16 protein-coding genes and 1 pseudogene are annotated in these 15684 nt (G+C 36.0%); 6 read left to right on the forward strand and 11 right to left on the reverse strand.

Annotated elements, in window-relative coordinates; all coding sequences use genetic code 11:
• Positions 1-9 precede the first annotated feature (9 nt).
• Positions 10-735, forward strand: coding sequence for a DUF481 domain-containing protein (locus MV589_RS06115; RefSeq protein WP_297433069.1), 726 nt, complete (start codon positions 10-12; stop codon positions 733-735).
• On the opposite strand, the gene MV589_RS06120 is transcribed toward MV589_RS06115, so the two are convergent.
• Positions 732-1856 (reverse strand): MFS transporter, encoded by a 1125-nt coding sequence (locus MV589_RS06120; RefSeq protein WP_297433071.1) that lies wholly within the window; start codon positions 1854-1856, stop codon positions 732-734. The two genes, MV589_RS06115 and MV589_RS06120, sit on opposite strands and share 4 nt — an antisense overlap.
• Before the next feature lie 74 nt (positions 1857-1930).
• On the opposite strand from MV589_RS06120, the gene MV589_RS06125 reads away from it, so the two are divergent.
• The 5 genes and pseudogenes from MV589_RS06125 (at position 1931) to MV589_RS10990 (ending at position 6667) form a co-directional block, all read left to right on the forward strand.
• Entirely contained in the window at positions 1931-2416 is a 486-nt protein-coding gene (locus MV589_RS06125; RefSeq protein ID WP_297433072.1) for a PAS domain-containing protein, read from the forward strand.
• Between the two features lie 715 nt (positions 2417-3131).
• Positions 3132-3395, forward strand: a pseudogene (locus tag MV589_RS10985) (methyl-accepting chemotaxis protein); the annotation flags it as partial.
• Between the two features lie 96 nt (positions 3396-3491).
• Positions 3492-3830: a CZB domain-containing protein gene (locus tag MV589_RS06135; RefSeq protein WP_297433088.1), complete on the forward strand. Its 339-nt coding sequence runs from the start codon at positions 3492-3494 to the stop codon at positions 3828-3830.
• Between the two features lie 184 nt (positions 3831-4014).
• Positions 4015-5526, forward strand: a complete 1512-nt coding sequence (locus MV589_RS06140; RefSeq protein WP_297433073.1) for a B12-binding domain-containing radical SAM protein — start codon at positions 4015-4017, stop codon at positions 5524-5526.
• Between the two features lie 58 nt (positions 5527-5584).
• Positions 5585-6667 carry a methyl-accepting chemotaxis protein gene (locus MV589_RS10990; RefSeq protein ID WP_521966171.1) on the forward strand — a complete coding sequence of 361 codons (1083 nt, stop codon included), beginning with the start codon at positions 5585-5587 and terminating at the stop codon, positions 6665-6667.
• Between the two features lie 18 nt (positions 6668-6685).
• Here MV589_RS10990 and MV589_RS06150 read toward each other — a convergent pair whose 3' ends face one another.
• The 10 genes from MV589_RS06150 to MV589_RS06195 all read right to left on the reverse strand — a co-directional run bounded on the left by MV589_RS06150 (position 6686) and on the right by MV589_RS06195 (position 15675).
• Positions 6686-7132, reverse strand: coding sequence for a hypothetical protein (locus MV589_RS06150; protein ID WP_297433074.1), 447 nt, complete (start codon positions 7130-7132; stop codon positions 6686-6688).
• A gap of 33 nt (positions 7133-7165) precedes the next feature.
• On the reverse strand, positions 7166-7597 hold the full coding sequence (locus MV589_RS06155; RefSeq protein ID WP_297433075.1) for a methyltransferase family protein: 432 nt from the start codon (positions 7595-7597) through the stop codon (positions 7166-7168).
• Positions 7594-8361, reverse strand: coding sequence for a metal ABC transporter permease (locus tag MV589_RS06160; protein WP_297433076.1), 768 nt, complete (start codon positions 8359-8361; stop codon positions 7594-7596). The genes MV589_RS06155 and MV589_RS06160 overlap by 4 nt, the downstream gene beginning before the upstream one ends.
• Positions 8352-9230 carry a metal ABC transporter substrate-binding protein gene (locus MV589_RS06165; RefSeq protein ID WP_297433077.1) on the reverse strand — a complete coding sequence of 293 codons (879 nt, stop codon included), beginning with the start codon at positions 9228-9230 and terminating at the stop codon, positions 8352-8354. The genes MV589_RS06160 and MV589_RS06165 overlap by 10 nt, the downstream gene beginning before the upstream one ends.
• Positions 9231-9239: 9 nt before the next feature.
• Complete coding sequence (locus tag MV589_RS06170; RefSeq protein WP_297433078.1) at positions 9240-10460, reverse strand: TonB-dependent receptor; 1221 nt, start codon at positions 10458-10460, stop codon at positions 9240-9242.
• Positions 10461-10502: 42 nt separating this feature from the next.
• Positions 10503-10733, reverse strand: coding sequence for a hypothetical protein (locus tag MV589_RS06175; protein ID WP_297433079.1), 231 nt, complete (start codon positions 10731-10733; stop codon positions 10503-10505).
• Between the two features lie 88 nt (positions 10734-10821).
• Positions 10822-11904, reverse strand: coding sequence for a linear amide C-N hydrolase (locus MV589_RS06180; RefSeq protein ID WP_297433080.1), 1083 nt, complete (start codon positions 11902-11904; stop codon positions 10822-10824).
• Between the two features lie 28 nt (positions 11905-11932).
• Complete coding sequence (locus tag MV589_RS06185) at positions 11933-13639, reverse strand: amidohydrolase (protein WP_297433081.1); 1707 nt, start codon at positions 13637-13639, stop codon at positions 11933-11935.
• Between the two features lies 1 nt (position 13640).
• Complete coding sequence (locus MV589_RS06190; protein WP_297433082.1) at positions 13641-14528, reverse strand: hypothetical protein; 888 nt, start codon at positions 14526-14528, stop codon at positions 13641-13643.
• Between the two features lie 19 nt (positions 14529-14547).
• Entirely contained in the window at positions 14548-15675 is a 1128-nt protein-coding gene (locus MV589_RS06195) for a DUF481 domain-containing protein (protein WP_297433083.1), read from the reverse strand.
• Between the last annotated feature and the right edge of the window lie 9 nt (positions 15676-15684).

Here is a 15684-nt window from a genome sequence, read left to right on the forward strand (position 1 = left end):
AGAAAAAATATGAAAAAAATTATATTGAGTGCATTCGCACTCTCAGCACTTACTATAAGCGCACAAGCAGCAGATAAAAACCCTGATGCACTTGTTACACATACGGAAATGGGTTACATCCAAACAGATGGTAATACAAAAACAAAAACTTTCAATCTTGATGCAAATGTTAAAAAAGCTTGGGGAAAACACCAAACAAGTCTAAAACTTGATGGACAGTATGGAAGTGCTGATGATGTAGAGGTTAAAAACAAGTATTTAATTGAAGTGAATTATGACTATAGTTTTACTCAAATATTAGCTTTTAACTACCTTGCAGGGTATAAATCAGATAGATATGCAGGATTTGCATATCAAGCATATACTGGTCCTGGTCTAAAATACCAAGCTATTAAAAATGATGCACATGATTTATCTCTAAATGGAAATATTCTCTATTCATCAGATAAGAGTTATACACAACCTAGAGATACAAATAATTACTCTGGATACAGAGCAGCACTTGTATATGGATGGGATATTCTTAAAAACCTGAAATTTACACAAGAGGCAAGCTTCCGAGGTTCTTTTGAAGACTCTAGCAACTATTTTGCTCACTCAAAAACAGCATTTGCATCAAAACTTTCAGATATGTTTTCAGCAGGTATAAGCTATAAACTTGATTATGTAAATAAACCACTTGCAGCAAAAACAACAGATTCTACTTTTACATTTAACTTGATTATGGACTACTAGTCCATAATCATCTCCCCTTTCTTTACCTTTTTACTCCACAAACCTATAAAAATATACGCACCAAACGCAATAAAACTAGAACTCAAAAATAGATACGAGGGGTAATACTCATAGATGTATCCTGAGAGCATCGCTCCACTTAAACCACCTAAACCATAGCCCATACCCGAAAAAAGTTGCTGCGCGAGTGATTTGTTTTTGTAAAGGTGAAAAAGGTAACTAATGGCTGCTGAGTGAAAGAGTGCAAAACTCAAAGCATGTAGCGATTGTGCAAAAAAGAGTACGGGTAAATTTGTAGCAAATGCAAAAACTAAAAACCAACGAAGTGTAGTGGCAAGCATAGTAAAGCGTATAATATTAAGCAAATTTCCATAGAGCAGTTTTGCTTGAAAGAAAAACATAATTATCTCAATAAATACGCCAAAGCTCCATAAATAGACCGTCATATTCAGGCTAATACCGTGGTCAGTTTCATAGATAGTAAAAAAATTATAAAAAGAGCCAAAACTCATCTGCACAAGTACCAAACCAAGCCACAATTGCCAATCTTTTATGATACTAATGTTCTCATTTTCACTCTTTTTTATAACTCCTATCTGCTCTTTAGAAGAGAGCTTCTCTACTCTAAACGCAACGAGTGCAGTAAGAAATGTAAGTGCTAATAAAAAATCAAGAGCAATGTATGCAGAACTTAATAATTTCACCAAAACAAGAGCGACAACAATAAATCCGACAGAACCAAAAAGTCTTGACTTTCCATATCGCTCTTTACCTATGGAGCGTAGAGCAATGGTCTCCACAAATGGCAAAATAAGACTCATACCTATGCCCATCGCTATATTTGAGCAAAGAAGTGCATAAAAATGATGCAAGGAGAAGAAAAAAGAGAGAACACTCAATACAACTAAGAGAAGTGAAGCTTTAAAAATGGTTGTACTCAGAGTAAGCCCACGCATAAATAAAAATGGAAGCACAAAACGCACAAGAGGAGCAGCAGCAAAGATGATGCCTATTTCACTCGCTCCATAGCCTACACTACTTAAAACTTTTGGTAAAAAAATAATATAAATCCCGACAATAGAGAAGTAAAAATAGTAAAAAAGTGATAATAGTTGAAACATAAATGCAAATATAGCATTATTTATAATAATTTATGTTAATATCTTTACATTATTTTTTTGAAAGGAAGAATCTGATGTTATTAGAGATGAAAGAGAATGACTTCATTGTATCTAAAACAGATACAAAAGGTCGACTGACTTATGTCAATGAGATATTTATGACTATGGCAGAGTACACAGAGAAAGAACTACTGGGTAAACCTCACAATATAGTTCGCCACCCTGATATGCCAAAAACTGTTTTCAAACTGCTTTGGGATCGTATTCAAAACAAAGATGAAATTTTTGCCTATGTTATCAATAAAACAAAAAATGGTAACGGATACTGGGTCATTGCCAATGTTACGGCTTCAACAAATGACAGAGGCGATATTATTGGTTACTATTCAGTAAGAAGAAAGCCAAAAGAGAGTGCTCTTGAACTCATTAAACCTCTCTATGACAAAATGCTTCAAGCTGAACGCAGCGGTGGAATTGCTGCTGGAGAGAAAGTGTTAAACGATTTACTATTTGAAAAAGGAGTCTCATATGATGAATTTATCATCTCTATTCAAAAATAAACAGGCACTTCTGCTTTTTGTAACACTACTAGGTGCTTCAATATATGCTCTCGTAGTTGCAAGTTATATTTTTGCTATCATTTTATTTGTGCTTTTGCTTATCTCTTTGTTTATGCCTTCAGATGCAGGAGCAGTAAAATCAACAGGCCTAATACATACAATGAAAAAAGTTGTAGATGCTGCGGCACAAGGTAACCTTGAGGGACGTATTACACACATCCCAGAAGATAATTCTGAAATATCAGCCTTTGCATGGTCTATTAACAATATGTTAGACCAGACAGAAGCCTTTATGCGTGATGCAACAACTACTATTGAAGCTGCTTCAAATGGCAAAACATATAGAGTCTCCTTTCCACAGGGTCTTCATGGAATCTATAACTATGCATCTTCAAAAGTGAATGCTGCAATCACTTCCATTGCAAGCGGATATGAGACAAAAATGCTCGGCGAACTCTCTGCACAATTTACAAAACTTGGTGGTGGTGTAGCACGAGGACTTGGAATTTTACAAACAGACCTACTACAGTCCTCTGATAATGCAAAGGCAATTGTAGATGTATCGGCACAAACAGCAGACCAAGCTGCTGAAAACCTCTCTAATGTTGTAGATATTACACAAAGACTCTCTACTCTCGTTGAGCTTATTGCCTCTTCACATGAGGGAATTATTAGCCTTGAGGGACGCTCTCGTGAAATTTCTGAAGTTGTAGGGCTCATTAAAGATATTGCAGACCAAACAAATCTTCTTGCATTAAACGCAGCCATAGAAGCTGCTCGTGCAGGTGAACATGGTCGTGGTTTTGCCGTAGTTGCTGATGAAGTTCGTAAACTTGCAGAGCGTACACAAAAGGCAACAAATGAGATAGAAATCACCATCTCAACACTACAACAAGAGGCAAACGATATGCGTGGAAACTCTGATGAAATAAGTAACATCGCACAAGAGTCAAACTCTGCCATCAATGAGTTTGAAAATGCCTTTACAGAGCTTAACTCACTAGCTAAAGGCTCAAATACTGTTGCAATCAGACTCCAAAACCGTCTCTTTACAACACTTGTCAAAGTTGATCATATTCTCTTTAAATCAAAAGCTTACTCTTCAGTACTTTCACAAGACAAAAATGCAGAGTTCCCTGACCACCTTAACTGTCGTCTTGGAAAATGGTATCAAGGTGCTGGTGCAGAGCGCTTTGGTAAAACACCATCATTTAAAGCCATGGATGCAGCTCATTCAGTTGTACATAATAGCGTCTTTAAGAATATGGTTTTCGTACATGATGGTACGGTTCTTAAGTATGACCATCCTCAACAAATTACACAAAACTTTACAATAATGGAGGACTCATCCCTTAAACTATTTAGTGAACTTGATGCAATGTTGGATGAATATGAGGAATTACGAAAAGAATAAGTAGTATTTACCAAACATTAACTTATAATTATTATAATTTCAGCATCTCAATTATGTTTTCCCCCTTTCATAAGAAGAGATAAATACTCCTATAAATTTTTAAAACAGCTGGGTTTTCCCCCTTTTTACTCTCAGCTGTTTTTCTTCCTAACTTTTTCATTCAAACTTATGCTAAACTTCTTTTATGAAAATTATTCTCTCTACACTTAACTCAAGATTTACTCATAGTGCCATTGGACTTCGTTATATCTATGCAAATATGCAAGAACTTCAAAGTGATACAACAATTTTAGAATTTAGCATTAATGATGCTATACAGACTATTGCCGAAAAGCTTTTACATAATGCTCCAGATGTCATAGGGCTGGGGGTTTATATTTGGAATGCTTCTCATATTCGTGAGCTTATTCACATACTTAAAAAAGTATCTCCCCAGACTATTGTCGTTCTTGGTGGTCCAGAAGTAACCTACCTGCCGTTTCGTGTCAATTATGATGATGCAGATTACATCATTCAAGGTGAGGGAGATTTAGCCTTTTACAACTTATGCAAAAACATCATCTCAAAAACGCCACAAGAGCGCATAAGCAGAATGAGCCTGCCAAATTTAAAAGAGATAAAACTTCCTTACAAATACTACACAGATGATGACATCAAAAACCGTTATATATATGTGGAAATTTCTCGTGGTTGTCCTTTTGAGTGTGAGTTTTGTCTCTCCTCTATGGATGAAAAAGTACGTGCTTTTAATCTTGATGAAGTATTAAATGAGTTTGAAATACTTTGGCAGAGAGGGGCTAGAAACTTTAAATTTGTAGATAGAACTTTTAACTTAAATATGAAATCAGCTAACAAAATTTTAGACTTCTTTTTAGCAAAAGAGCCACCATATTTTGCTCACTTTGAAGTTATACCCGACCACTTTCCAGCTTCACTTAGAGAAAAAATTCAACGCTTCCCTCATGGAGCCTTGCAACTTGAAATAGGCATACAAACACTCAATCTTGAAATAGCAAACAACATCTCAAGACAACTCAAACTTGATAAAATAAAAGAGAATATTAAATTTTTAGAGAATGAAACGACGGCACATATTCATCTTGATTTAATTGTAGGTCTTCCAGGAGAAAGCCTAGAGAGTTTTGGAGCAAATCTTGATGAGTTAATGCAGATGAGTAGTTGTGAGATACAAATAGGCATACTCAAAAAACTCTCAGGAACACACATCACACGCCATGACATTACTCATGGTATGGTCTATAGCGATATTCCTCCTTATGATATTTTAAAAAATTCCAATCTTAGTTTTGAAGATATTCAGATTATGAAACGATTTTCACGATTTTGGGATTTGTTTTACAATAGCGGCAACTTTAAAAGCTCTCTACATCTCCTTTGGGATGAAGAGAGTGAAAAGCCACAAGTCTTTAAAAATTTTTACGCTTTTGGTTTGTGGATATATGAGAAGACAGATTCTACTTGGAAAATCTCACTCCAAAGACAAGGTGAACTTCTTTTTGACTATCTCAGCGGAGTTAAAAAACTCGAAGCAGAAATCATCGCAGATAAAATGCTTAGTGATATGATGAAACTAAAGGGTCGTGCAATTCCAAGCTACCTTAAACCCTATGCAGTAAATTTTCAGCTAAATGCAAAGCTAGGAACTTCTGGTTTTAATAAAAGGCAAAATATTTAAGTTTTATATGTTAAAATGTTTGAAGTTAATATAATAGAAAAATTAAAGGGGAGCAGTAATGTTTGGATGCAGTGCAAAGATAGAAAAGCTTGAAAAAGCCTACAAAGAGAGAATAACAGGTCTTGAAGAGGAAAACACTTCACTAAGAAATCAAATTCATCAACTTCAATCAACTCAAAATGTCATAAAATCAGAAGATACACAAGATAATCGTCTTGAAAATATTGTTATCAACAGTTATAGTAGTGGTACACATTTCCTACAAGGAACTATAGAAGAGAACCTTGAGAAACTTGAAGAGATAAACGAGCTTAATGCAAAAACAAACAATAGAATGATAAATATCAATAGCCAAACGCAGGAGATCTCTTCTACTATTGAAAACATTCAAGAACATGCAAATACTCTTGGAGATGATTCAAATTCACTTAACGATAGTGTAATGTCAATTGCAGAGATTATTAACCTCATTAAAGACATTTCAGATCAAACAAACCTTCTTGCACTAAACGCAGCTATAGAAGCAGCACGTGCAGGTGAGCATGGTCGTGGATTTGCCGTGGTTGCTGATGAAGTAAGAAAACTTGCAGAGCGTACACAAAAAGCAACTCAAGAGGTAGAGATAAACATTAATGGTCTTAAACAAAACTCTAACTCTATGATGGAAATCAGCAACACATTTGCCGATGAGACAGGTAAAGTGATGGAAATTCTTGATATCTTTGGTGAAAATATCTCTATGGTTGTACAAAACAGTAATGAGATAAAAGCAAAAACAGAAAACCTTACAAATGAGTTTAATGTAAGTAATGGAAAAATCGACCATATCGCACTCAAAATCATCGCTTACAAAGCTATTATGGCAAAAGAAGAAGTAAGCATAGCAGATGAAAATAGCTGTCGCTTTGGCAGATGGTTCGCTCAAGTCTCATCAACGCTCATGAAAGGAAACTCACATATAGCAAGCATATCAAAACATCATGCAACGGTCCATCAAGGTCTTAAATCAGCAATGAAAGAGGCAAAACAGGGTGACTTAAACGCAGCACTTGACTTGCTCGAAAAAGTAGAACATTCAAGCGAGGTAGGCTTTGAAGAGTTACTCACTGCAGTACAAGAAGCAACTGCAAAAAACAAATAGTTTACAAAAGCTAAACTCTTAAACTCCTCTGGAGTTTAACCCCTTTGTGAGTGCATCATTTATCTCTTTAATGTACTCAGGATTCTTCTTCTCTAACTCTTTATCGAAGTCAATTATGAGGTCTTTATTTGTATTTGGATGCCTACATAAACGCAGTAAAACTTCTGAGTATTTATCAAATTCTGGATTGACTCTAATTCCTAATTTATTTGGAATGGTTCCATGATATTTTAAAATAAGCGCAAGTGTCTCTTGCAGTTCTTGAGTAGTTGCTTGTTTATTTCGCACACTTTTTATAAGAGTATTCCAGTCATATTTTGGTTTTGGAGGTGTTGGCGAAGTATAACTCTTTTTCTTCTTTTGTTTTTTACTTTTGTTTTTGGATGTATAAATAAAAAACAAAAGTAATACAACAAGTATTGCGCTAAGCCCTGCTATTGATTTTACTAAAAGGAGTATATCCATTATTTACTGCTCCATGATTTTCTTGAGTATCTATTAAAAAATAAATGGTAAAAAACGCTTTGTTTTTTTCATATATTCAATATAAGCAGGACTATGACATTTCCAAAGGCTCTCTTCATAAAACATTTTTATAAACATAGTCACAAAAAGTAAAATATAAAGAGCTAGTTCATAATATGTGAAGTAGATAACAACAATACCAAACATACCTATAAGAACCGATAAATACATAGGATGACGAATATAAGCGTAAATACCAGTTGTTACAAGTTCGCAATTTTCTTTAATGGCAGGACGGATGTTAAAATTATCACTTTTATGCTCATAAATTCCTAAAAGACCTATAACTAACCCTACAAGAGTAATAAAAATTCCAACATAAGGATGCTGTGTTTGTGTGTCTAATGGTAAAACCATCAAAAATATGAAAAAGAACTGTAACCCTACTAAAATCCTACTTATCATATGCTATCCTGCTTTTTTATTGTTATTATACTTGAAAACACAACAAAAGTAAGTGAAGTCAGCACTGTTACAAAAATAATAGCATAACCAGTAGGTAGATCAAAGTAATATGAGCCGACAAGTGCAAGTAAAACGCCCAAAGAGCCAAAGAGCGTTGCAAAGCCAAACGCTGGCATCTTTTTCTGCATAAGTCCTGCATAAGAGGGAGCTATAAGAAGTGAAAAAACCACTAAAACACCTGCTGATTGTACAGATGATGTTACAGTCACAGCAAGCATTGTAAAAAATGTAAACTCTTTTAGTGCTGCGTTTAAACGAGGATAGATAACAAACATAACAAACGCAACAGCTCCATAAATGACTAAACTTTTGTACAACTCATCACTTGAAGTAAAAAGAATATCTGCCGCACTTAGTTTTGAGAAAAGTTCCGTTCCCTCTGCACTTTGCGCTAAAATAAGCATAATGGAAGAGATACCAAGTGCATACAAAAGCCCTATAAATGCCTCTATTTTTTGCACCTTTTTTGTTGCCCAAGTAATGACAAGTGCTGCAAAAAAAGCAAATAAGAAGGTCATGGCACTTTGGTAATGAGAATGCATAAACGCAACACTTATTGCCATTCCTATGGCAGCGATCTGCCCAATGGCAAGGTCAGTAAAAATCACACCCCTCTTAATAATTTCAAGCCCAAAAACGGTGTGAATAAAAACCAAAGCAATGGCAAGCACAAAGGCTGGCCATAAAAGTTCTACTATTTGCATATTCTGTTTGCTATTTTATTGTAGAACTCTTGGAGAGTTTTTGAACCATCAGCTCCTAAATCATGAGGAATAATGGCAACTCTTGCACCTGTTTTAGCTGCTATAAATTTCGCTGTTTTTCTTTCATGATAAACATCTTGTAAAATTGTTTTTACCCCATTCTCACGCATAGTTTGAATGAGTGCTAAAGTATGTCTTGAACTTGGTGCGATTCCTGGAAGTGGCTCAATAGTACCATAACTTTTGATGTTGTACTCTCTTAAAAAGTAGTTAAAGAGTTCATGATACTGCACCACTTTTTTTGTTTTACACATCTGCATATTTGCATCATATTTTGTAAGATATGCTTGCCACTCTTTTGTAAAGTTTGCAAGATTTGTTTTGTATGCTGTTTCATGAGAAGGGTCAATCTGCGCGAGTTTTTTCTCTATAGCTTTTGCCATAATAAGTACAACATGAGGGTCAGTAGAGTAGTGAGGATTTCCTTGAGCATGAACATCTCCAAATGCACGAGAAACAGAAGTTGGAACATCTATCATATGCACAAAATGAGACATATCTAAAAAGCCTTTTGCTCCATTTCTAATCTTAGGATTGTTTGCATTTCTTAAAAGTGGTGGCAGCCAACCAAGCTCTAGCCCTCCACCATTCATAATGAGCAAATCAGCACGACGAAGTTTAGAAAGAAGTGAGGGTTTTGGAACAATAAAGTGTGGGTCATATTTTGGACTTCCAAGCACAACAACTTTTACATTATCGCCACCTATTTTTTTCGCTACTGCTCCAAGTGTAGAGTAAGTTGTATCGACATTTACTCGAGCAAATGCAAGCGTTGTGAGTAACACTGTTAGTAAAGCTATCTTTTTCATATTTTCTTCCTAATAATCATGTGCGCCATGTGCGCCTGCTGCAATGTTAAGGCTTAACATTACTGTATTTATATCTTTTCGCTCACCTGCAATCACTTTTGTTCTGTCATAACTATAACTCAAACGCAGTCGTGACATTGGAAAAGGTTTGTACTCAAGCATTGCCGTATATTTATCCAAATTACTCGTATTTACACCATTATATGCCGATAAATCAACATCATTTTTCGTAATGGCATCGTAACGCACACCACCAGAGTAGTTGTTGTTATACTGATAGAGGAGTTCACTGTAAAGCCCTGCCTGTTTGTTTGTTGTTGTACCTATATCTTTATTACGCTGCAAGTATTCACTCTGCCAAATAAGAGAGCTATACGCACCAAGCTGATCACGCATTGTTAAATCAGCACCGTAAACATTCGTTGCGTTTGTCGTTGTGTTTTTTCCATGTGCGAGACTCACCCCACCTAAAATAGAGAGGTCATCTCCTACATCTATACTTGATTTCACATACCCAACATAGAGGTTATTTTCCTCGGTATCTCCAAAACTTCTCTCATTTGTTCCCTGCATCGCCTCAATACCTGCCATAATGTAAGTATCTGTTGGTGCGACCCATTGAAGTTGTATTCCTGCATCACTAATGCCATCTGGTCCAAAAAGTGCCTTGTAGATTATAGGCTGATCATCAAAATGCCAAGCGTGTTGGTGCTTTGAGTTGATACGCCCAAAATCACTTTTAAATTTTCCTGCTTTTATTCGTAGGGCATAAGGTAAAGATGTTGTTTGTATATACGCTTCACCTATTTCAAATGCATTTGGATGCAGATGAAACATAGCAAAGGCATCAAAATAGGGATCAACTGATGAATGCATTGCCACTTCTGCATAGTTTAGATTAAAACCTCTGTTTTTATTAAAAGGAAGTTCGGCATCACCTTTGTCAATAAATCCTGGAATTGCCATCTTACTATACGCAGTATTGTTCACATCACGACCAACTGCCGACATGTTTAAAATAAGTGCAATGTCAGGCAGATAGGCATTTTGTGAAAAAGATGCACTTGTATTGAGTGTACCTTGACTCTTTTGTGAAAGCATATCAAGCTGCGTTTGCAATTTTTCTATTGCCACTTTTTGTTTTTGTAGTTGTACTTGTGTTGCATTTGTATCTGCATTAGCAAAGAGAGATGCACAAGCAAATAACGACAAACATACTGTTTTTTTCATTATTGTCTCCAAATTATTCTAATATTTTTATTGTTGTGAAAATTAGGAGAGGTGTGGAGGCGCTCTTGCGTTTAGAGGATTGAAGAATTTTTTAGCTGTAAGATTCTCTAGCTCTGCGACAATAGCTTCATGAAAAATTTCAAGTTCAGAGAGATAAACAACATCCACAGGCGTATCGGCATTTGCCATACCCGCCTTAATGGTACATATTTTACAATCATTATGTTGCTTAAGGTCATTATGATGGTGCATACTCCCAAGCAGGGTTGCCACAAGGAAGATAATGCTGAAATATTTTCTTAAAAAGCTATGTTTCATAGAGAAATTTTATCATAATTGCTATAAATTTCAGATGATTTTATTATGGTCGTAACTCTTTTATAGGCTCTTTGCCTTCCATTGGAATTGTCACTATTTTTTTAGCATTTAAGTTCATCTTATTTAAGTCCACCATTCTGATTTGAGAATTATTATAAGTACGGAAGTAAAACTTTTTCGCTTTTAAATCACTAGCACTTGTCCATGTTGTAAAGTCTGCAATGATATTTCCATGTTTATCTTTATGTGGTTCTCTTGCAGAACCCTTTGGAATGTCAAAGTTGTTAAGAATATGAAATGCCTCAATCACGGTCTCTTTTCCATTAGATGTCGGAAGAATTGATGTTGTAAATGCAACAGCTCTTACAAAACGAGACGGTGGCGTGAAATCACCAGGAAGTCCGACCATACCAGCACCCATACCAAAAGGTTTGAGCTCAATACCGCCAACTTTTCTTGTCTTAGGCTGTGTAGCACCCAGATTTGGATAATTTCTAAGATTTGTCATATGCCAATCAAATGAAGGAGAGTTTGTCAAAACACCAAGTGGATTGTCAAACACATGCAATTTTCCTTTTAAGTATTCGATGACGATACTTTTACCCTTTGCATCTGTTACTATAAAATGTACAGGTGGTACAAATCCCCACTCTTTAAATACAACTGCTGGAACAACAATATTTTTAATGTTCTTTTTTACCTCTTGAGTCGTTGCAAAATTTTCAAGTATGTATGAACCTAACTCCCATACTGCAATAGTATTTTTTGCATCACTCTTTTTATAAGGCATATAGACAGCTGTCGTTGGATGATAAAATAGTCCCATAGAGAGACCTTTTTCATTGAAGCCATCAAAAATCCAAGGCACTCCTGAACCATTTGCACCAATAGACGCATACTTAGATGTCCACTTCTTCCCATTTTTGCCATCTGGCGTAGTTCCCTGACGTTTGTATCCACGAGGAACAACTAAAACATTTGAACCTAAATCCACTGCAAACTCCAAAGTACGTGCATGAATAACACTTCCGTCTTTGGCTGTTAGAGTAATCCCTGTACACGCATCACTCGCTGTTGTAAACATAGTTGCTGCTAGAGCAAAACTCGCTATATATCTTTTGAACATTTTTTATCCTTTTTTTTGTTTTAATAAGCTATTGTTGCTTCTTTCCATGATAAATCACACCTAAAACCTTAATATCTTTTATGTGCATTGGTTTCACTTTCAAAGGATTCTCCTCTAAAAGTGTAAAATTAGCTACTTTTCCTACTTTAATAGAACCCATATCTTTCTCAAGACTCAATGTTCTTGCTGCGTTTATAGTGATACCTTTAAGTGCTGTATAGGCATCAATTCTTTGGTCTTGTGAAACAAAATGACCACCACTGGTCATTCGATTCACGGCTGTCCATACAAGAGTTAATGGCTCTAATGGTGCCATCCCAAAGTCAGAGTGCAGGGAAAAAGATATATTTCTATCAGCAAGCAGTTTCATAGGCACCATATTTTCTGCTCTCTTTTTACCAAGTCCATACTTTGAATATTTATCTGTCAATGCCCAAAGATAGTAAGGATTTACTGAGCCTTCTATGCCAAGTTCTTTCATCTCATCAGCTTGGCTTTTTGTAAAATAACCAAGATGATGCAGAGTAAGTTGATGGTTTTTACGAGGGTGGCGTTTCATCATCTCTCTAGTAATGTCTATACATCTTTGAATACCTAAATCTCCGTTGGCATGGATATGAATCTTATACCCCTTGTCCCAGTAAAAGTTCATCTGCTCTTTAAAAAGTTTCAAAGGTGTCATCCACTGCCCTTTAAAACCATCACTATAACCACCTTTCATCTGCATAGCAAGTGAATAAATAGCACCATCGGCATAGAGTTTTACCTCTTTAGGCAGCATTTTAATGTTTTGCGTATCGTACTTGGAAGCTTTTTGCATCCACTCATACGCTTTTTCATTTGACTTGACATTGGCATTATAGAGTTGTGTACCATTAAGAACATTATAAACATCATAAGGAGGATTTTTATCCATCTCCCCTTTGAGCATACTGTATTCCATTTTAAAGTTAGACTCTGGAAACCCCTGTTCTGCTACTGTTGTAATACCATTTTGTGTAATAAGTATGCTCATATCATGTAAACCTTTTTTATAACGCGAAGGGTTTATCAAAAATGGAGCAATACGAGGTACAAGCGCCAACCAGCCACCTTCAAAGAAATGACCCCGTTCAAATTCCACTTGTTCATTCCCTTTGTAATCTTCCTCTTTGACTTTCATCAGTTTCATTGCAGCATCATTAAGAAAAGCTTCATGGAATGAGCGGTGAATAACCACTACAGGTGTATTGGGAGCGAGTTTATTGAGCATATTTCTGTTTAAGTCGCCATGCCACAGTTGGTGATACCCCCAAACAAAAAGAACATGATCTTTACTGCCATATTTTTCTATACTTTTTTTGAGCCTTTTTAAGTAAGCTTCATGCCCACTAACACCTTTTTTAAGTCCTTGGGGTACTTTCCAATCGTGAGGAGCAATAATATCTCCTCCTAAAATTATCGCAGCAATGGAAGGATGCACATGAGGTTCAATAAAACCAGGCATCATCGTTTTTCCCTTAAGATCAATACCTATAGTTTTCCCTGGGAAATTTTTAAATGCAGCTGCCTCATCTCCAGCATAGATAATTTTACCATCTCTTACAACCACGGCTTCAACATAGTTAGGTTTAGCACCCTCCATTGTTAAAATATTGCCACCATAGTAAATGGTTTGAGTGCTTTTTGTTATATCAGCCCCAAAAAGAGTAAATCCCAAAAGGGCTATTACAACGACTAAAAAAAACTTTTTCATCCTATAACTTTCCAAATGGATTTTTAATGATAAAGTTTGCTTGAATCATAATGGTATCTTCAGATGTTATATAATCAGGCTTTATTATTGCTTTTTGGTACTCTGCCATAAGCTGCACCGGCATTGGTCCTATTTTTACCATTTTTCCAACTCCAAATGCTAGAGGCAGAGTGAGCTTGTTGCCACCTGAAGCTTTCCAGTTAACTGTAATATGCGGACTTGCACGAAGTTGCCATGCATGAGGAAGATTGTAGATAACAAAATACTGAATATCGGTATGATTTGCCATTTTAATACCATCCGTTCCATCATCGGCTATACCCCACCAGTGCTGTATGTGAGTTCCAATTGTAAAATCTTCATTTGCATAGAGTGCCAGTACTGTCGGTCCTGCCTGATACTGATGCGAAGCGATTGTCTTATGCTGTGATGTTGGGAAAATAAAAGTTGCCCCAATACCATAAGACCACCCTTTCATCTTCACTACACCGACACCCATAGGTAAGATTAAGTCACCTAATTTTGCTTCTCTATTTTTTCCAAACGCAGTGGCTTCCATAGGGTTATCAACATGAATACCATAACCCGTTGGTGCATCTATGTAAGTAAATACAGGTCGAGCAAACGCAGTCATACCATTTTTCAAAGGTATAGGTAACACAGGCTGAAAGAGTGTTGTATTTACATGGTCAGTACCTGATACATTAGTACCGAGTACATTCTTATCTACTTTAACTGTTGTGTAATTATTTTGAAACGATAAGTTCCAAATCTGTGCAAGAGGATTTGACATCTCTTTAGAGAGCTCCTCCATCGTTTTTTCTTTTGCACTCAGGGCTGTTGTGAGTAGTGAAACTGCCACAAATCCGCCTACAAGTAATTTTTTCATTTTTTTCCTTTTTTTTAATTTAATATGAATAACCTATGGCAAGCATAGTTTTAAAATCATTTTTTCCAGGCCTTGTACCATCATCAAATGTTGTCGGTGCTTCCACTCTGTCCCAAAAAAGTGAAAGATCAACACTCAAATCGCTAATGAGTTCTGTTTCCAAAGAGACTTCCATATGGTGTACATAACTTCCTGATGCTGTATTAACAATATACATATTGTAATTTAGTAAAAAGTCTACATCAGTTGTAATACTTTGTTTATATCTTGTATCTAAAAAAATAAGTGGTGTATCTGCTGTAGCATCTTCTCCTGACACTACCGTGTCAAAAGTTGTATGCTGATAACCAGAACCCATCGTAACGGACCAATCAATTGTATTTGTATAGAGTATATCATCACCAACTCCTACGCCTACAGTGTACTTACTTCGAATATTTTTAAAAGGATCTCTAATCGCTTCTAGCGAAGCTAAACGCCAATAAAAATGGTTTGTCTGATAGAGATCAAAAGTTCCTGTAAGTCTATTGTTATCTGTAGTTGTAGTATCGTTATCAATCTTTGTATATGTTGAGAGATAATCAGTTCTAAAACGAGTTAACGAAGTACGACGCTCAGCACTTGCTTTTCCTGTAATTGTTACCTGTTGTGTATTTCCACTTAAGATATCTACACCTACAAAAACATTTGCACTCCAATAGTTACTCTCCTTGGCTTCTCCTGCAAAAACAGATGAAATACTATTACTTGGAATTGACTTCGTACGTCCATCATTAAGAGTAATAGTAAATCTACCATTTTCAAAACTTAGCTTTCCAGTCACTTCCTTGTCTTGTTTTAAACTACTTACACTTTTCAGATTTTTCAGTTGTCTCAAATTTGGCATCTTTTTGTTAAGACTTACAGTAGATTTTCCCTGAGTGATGAGCTGTTTGACATCACTTACATCAAACTTAACAAGACCAAACTCTTCACTGTCAAACTCCATTTTTCCGGAATACATTCCTTTAAAACTCCCTCGAATCCACTCGCCGGATTGAAGCTCCATCCAGTCTGATTTTGCCTCTTTTGGCACCTGCGCATTTTCTAGGTACTCTGCTTGTCCATAAGTAAACAGAAGCATTAAAAGTAATACTATTTGTTTCATTTATCTCCC

It is taken from the genome of Sulfurimonas sp., from assembly GCF_026991475.1.
Taxonomy (GTDB): domain Bacteria; phylum Campylobacterota; class Campylobacteria; order Campylobacterales; family Sulfurimonadaceae; genus Sulfurimonas.

Excerpts from the sequence above, each read along its gene's own strand:
- MV589_RS10990 (WP_521966171.1), top strand. The coding sequence starts at position 5,585 with ATGTTTGGATGCAGTGCAAAGATAGAAAAGCTTGAAAAAGCCTACAAA.
- MV589_RS06125 (WP_297433072.1), top strand. The coding sequence starts at position 1,931 with ATGTTATTAGAGATGAAAGAGAATGACTTCATTGTATCTAAAACAGAT.
- MV589_RS06160 (WP_297433076.1), bottom strand. The coding sequence starts at position 8,361 with ATGCAAATAGTAGAACTTTTATGGCCAGCCTTTGTGCTTGCCATTGCT.
- MV589_RS06155 (WP_297433075.1), bottom strand. The coding sequence starts at position 7,597 with ATGATAAGTAGGATTTTAGTAGGGTTACAGTTCTTTTTCATATTTTTG.
- MV589_RS06165 (WP_297433077.1), bottom strand. The coding sequence starts at position 9,230 with ATGAAAAAGATAGCTTTACTAACAGTGTTACTCACAACGCTTGCATTT.
- MV589_RS06180 (WP_297433080.1), bottom strand. The coding sequence starts at position 11,904 with ATGTTCAAAAGATATATAGCGAGTTTTGCTCTAGCAGCAACTATGTTT.
- MV589_RS06170 (WP_297433078.1), bottom strand. The coding sequence starts at position 10,460 with ATGAAAAAAACAGTATGTTTGTCGTTATTTGCTTGTGCATCTCTCTTT.
- MV589_RS06120 (WP_297433071.1), bottom strand. The coding sequence starts at position 1,856 with ATGTTTCAACTATTATCACTTTTTTACTATTTTTACTTCTCTATTGTC.
- MV589_RS06140 (WP_297433073.1), top strand. The coding sequence starts at position 4,015 with ATGAAAATTATTCTCTCTACACTTAACTCAAGATTTACTCATAGTGCC.
- MV589_RS06150 (WP_297433074.1), bottom strand. The coding sequence starts at position 7,132 with ATGGATATACTCCTTTTAGTAAAATCAATAGCAGGGCTTAGCGCAATA.
- MV589_RS06190 (WP_297433082.1), bottom strand. The coding sequence starts at position 14,528 with ATGAAAAAATTACTTGTAGGCGGATTTGTGGCAGTTTCACTACTCACA.
- MV589_RS06115 (WP_297433069.1), top strand. The coding sequence starts at position 10 with ATGAAAAAAATTATATTGAGTGCATTCGCACTCTCAGCACTTACTATA.
- MV589_RS06195 (WP_297433083.1), bottom strand. The coding sequence starts at position 15,675 with ATGAAACAAATAGTATTACTTTTAATGCTTCTGTTTACTTATGGACAA.
- MV589_RS06185 (WP_297433081.1), bottom strand. The coding sequence starts at position 13,639 with ATGAAAAAGTTTTTTTTAGTCGTTGTAATAGCCCTTTTGGGATTTACT.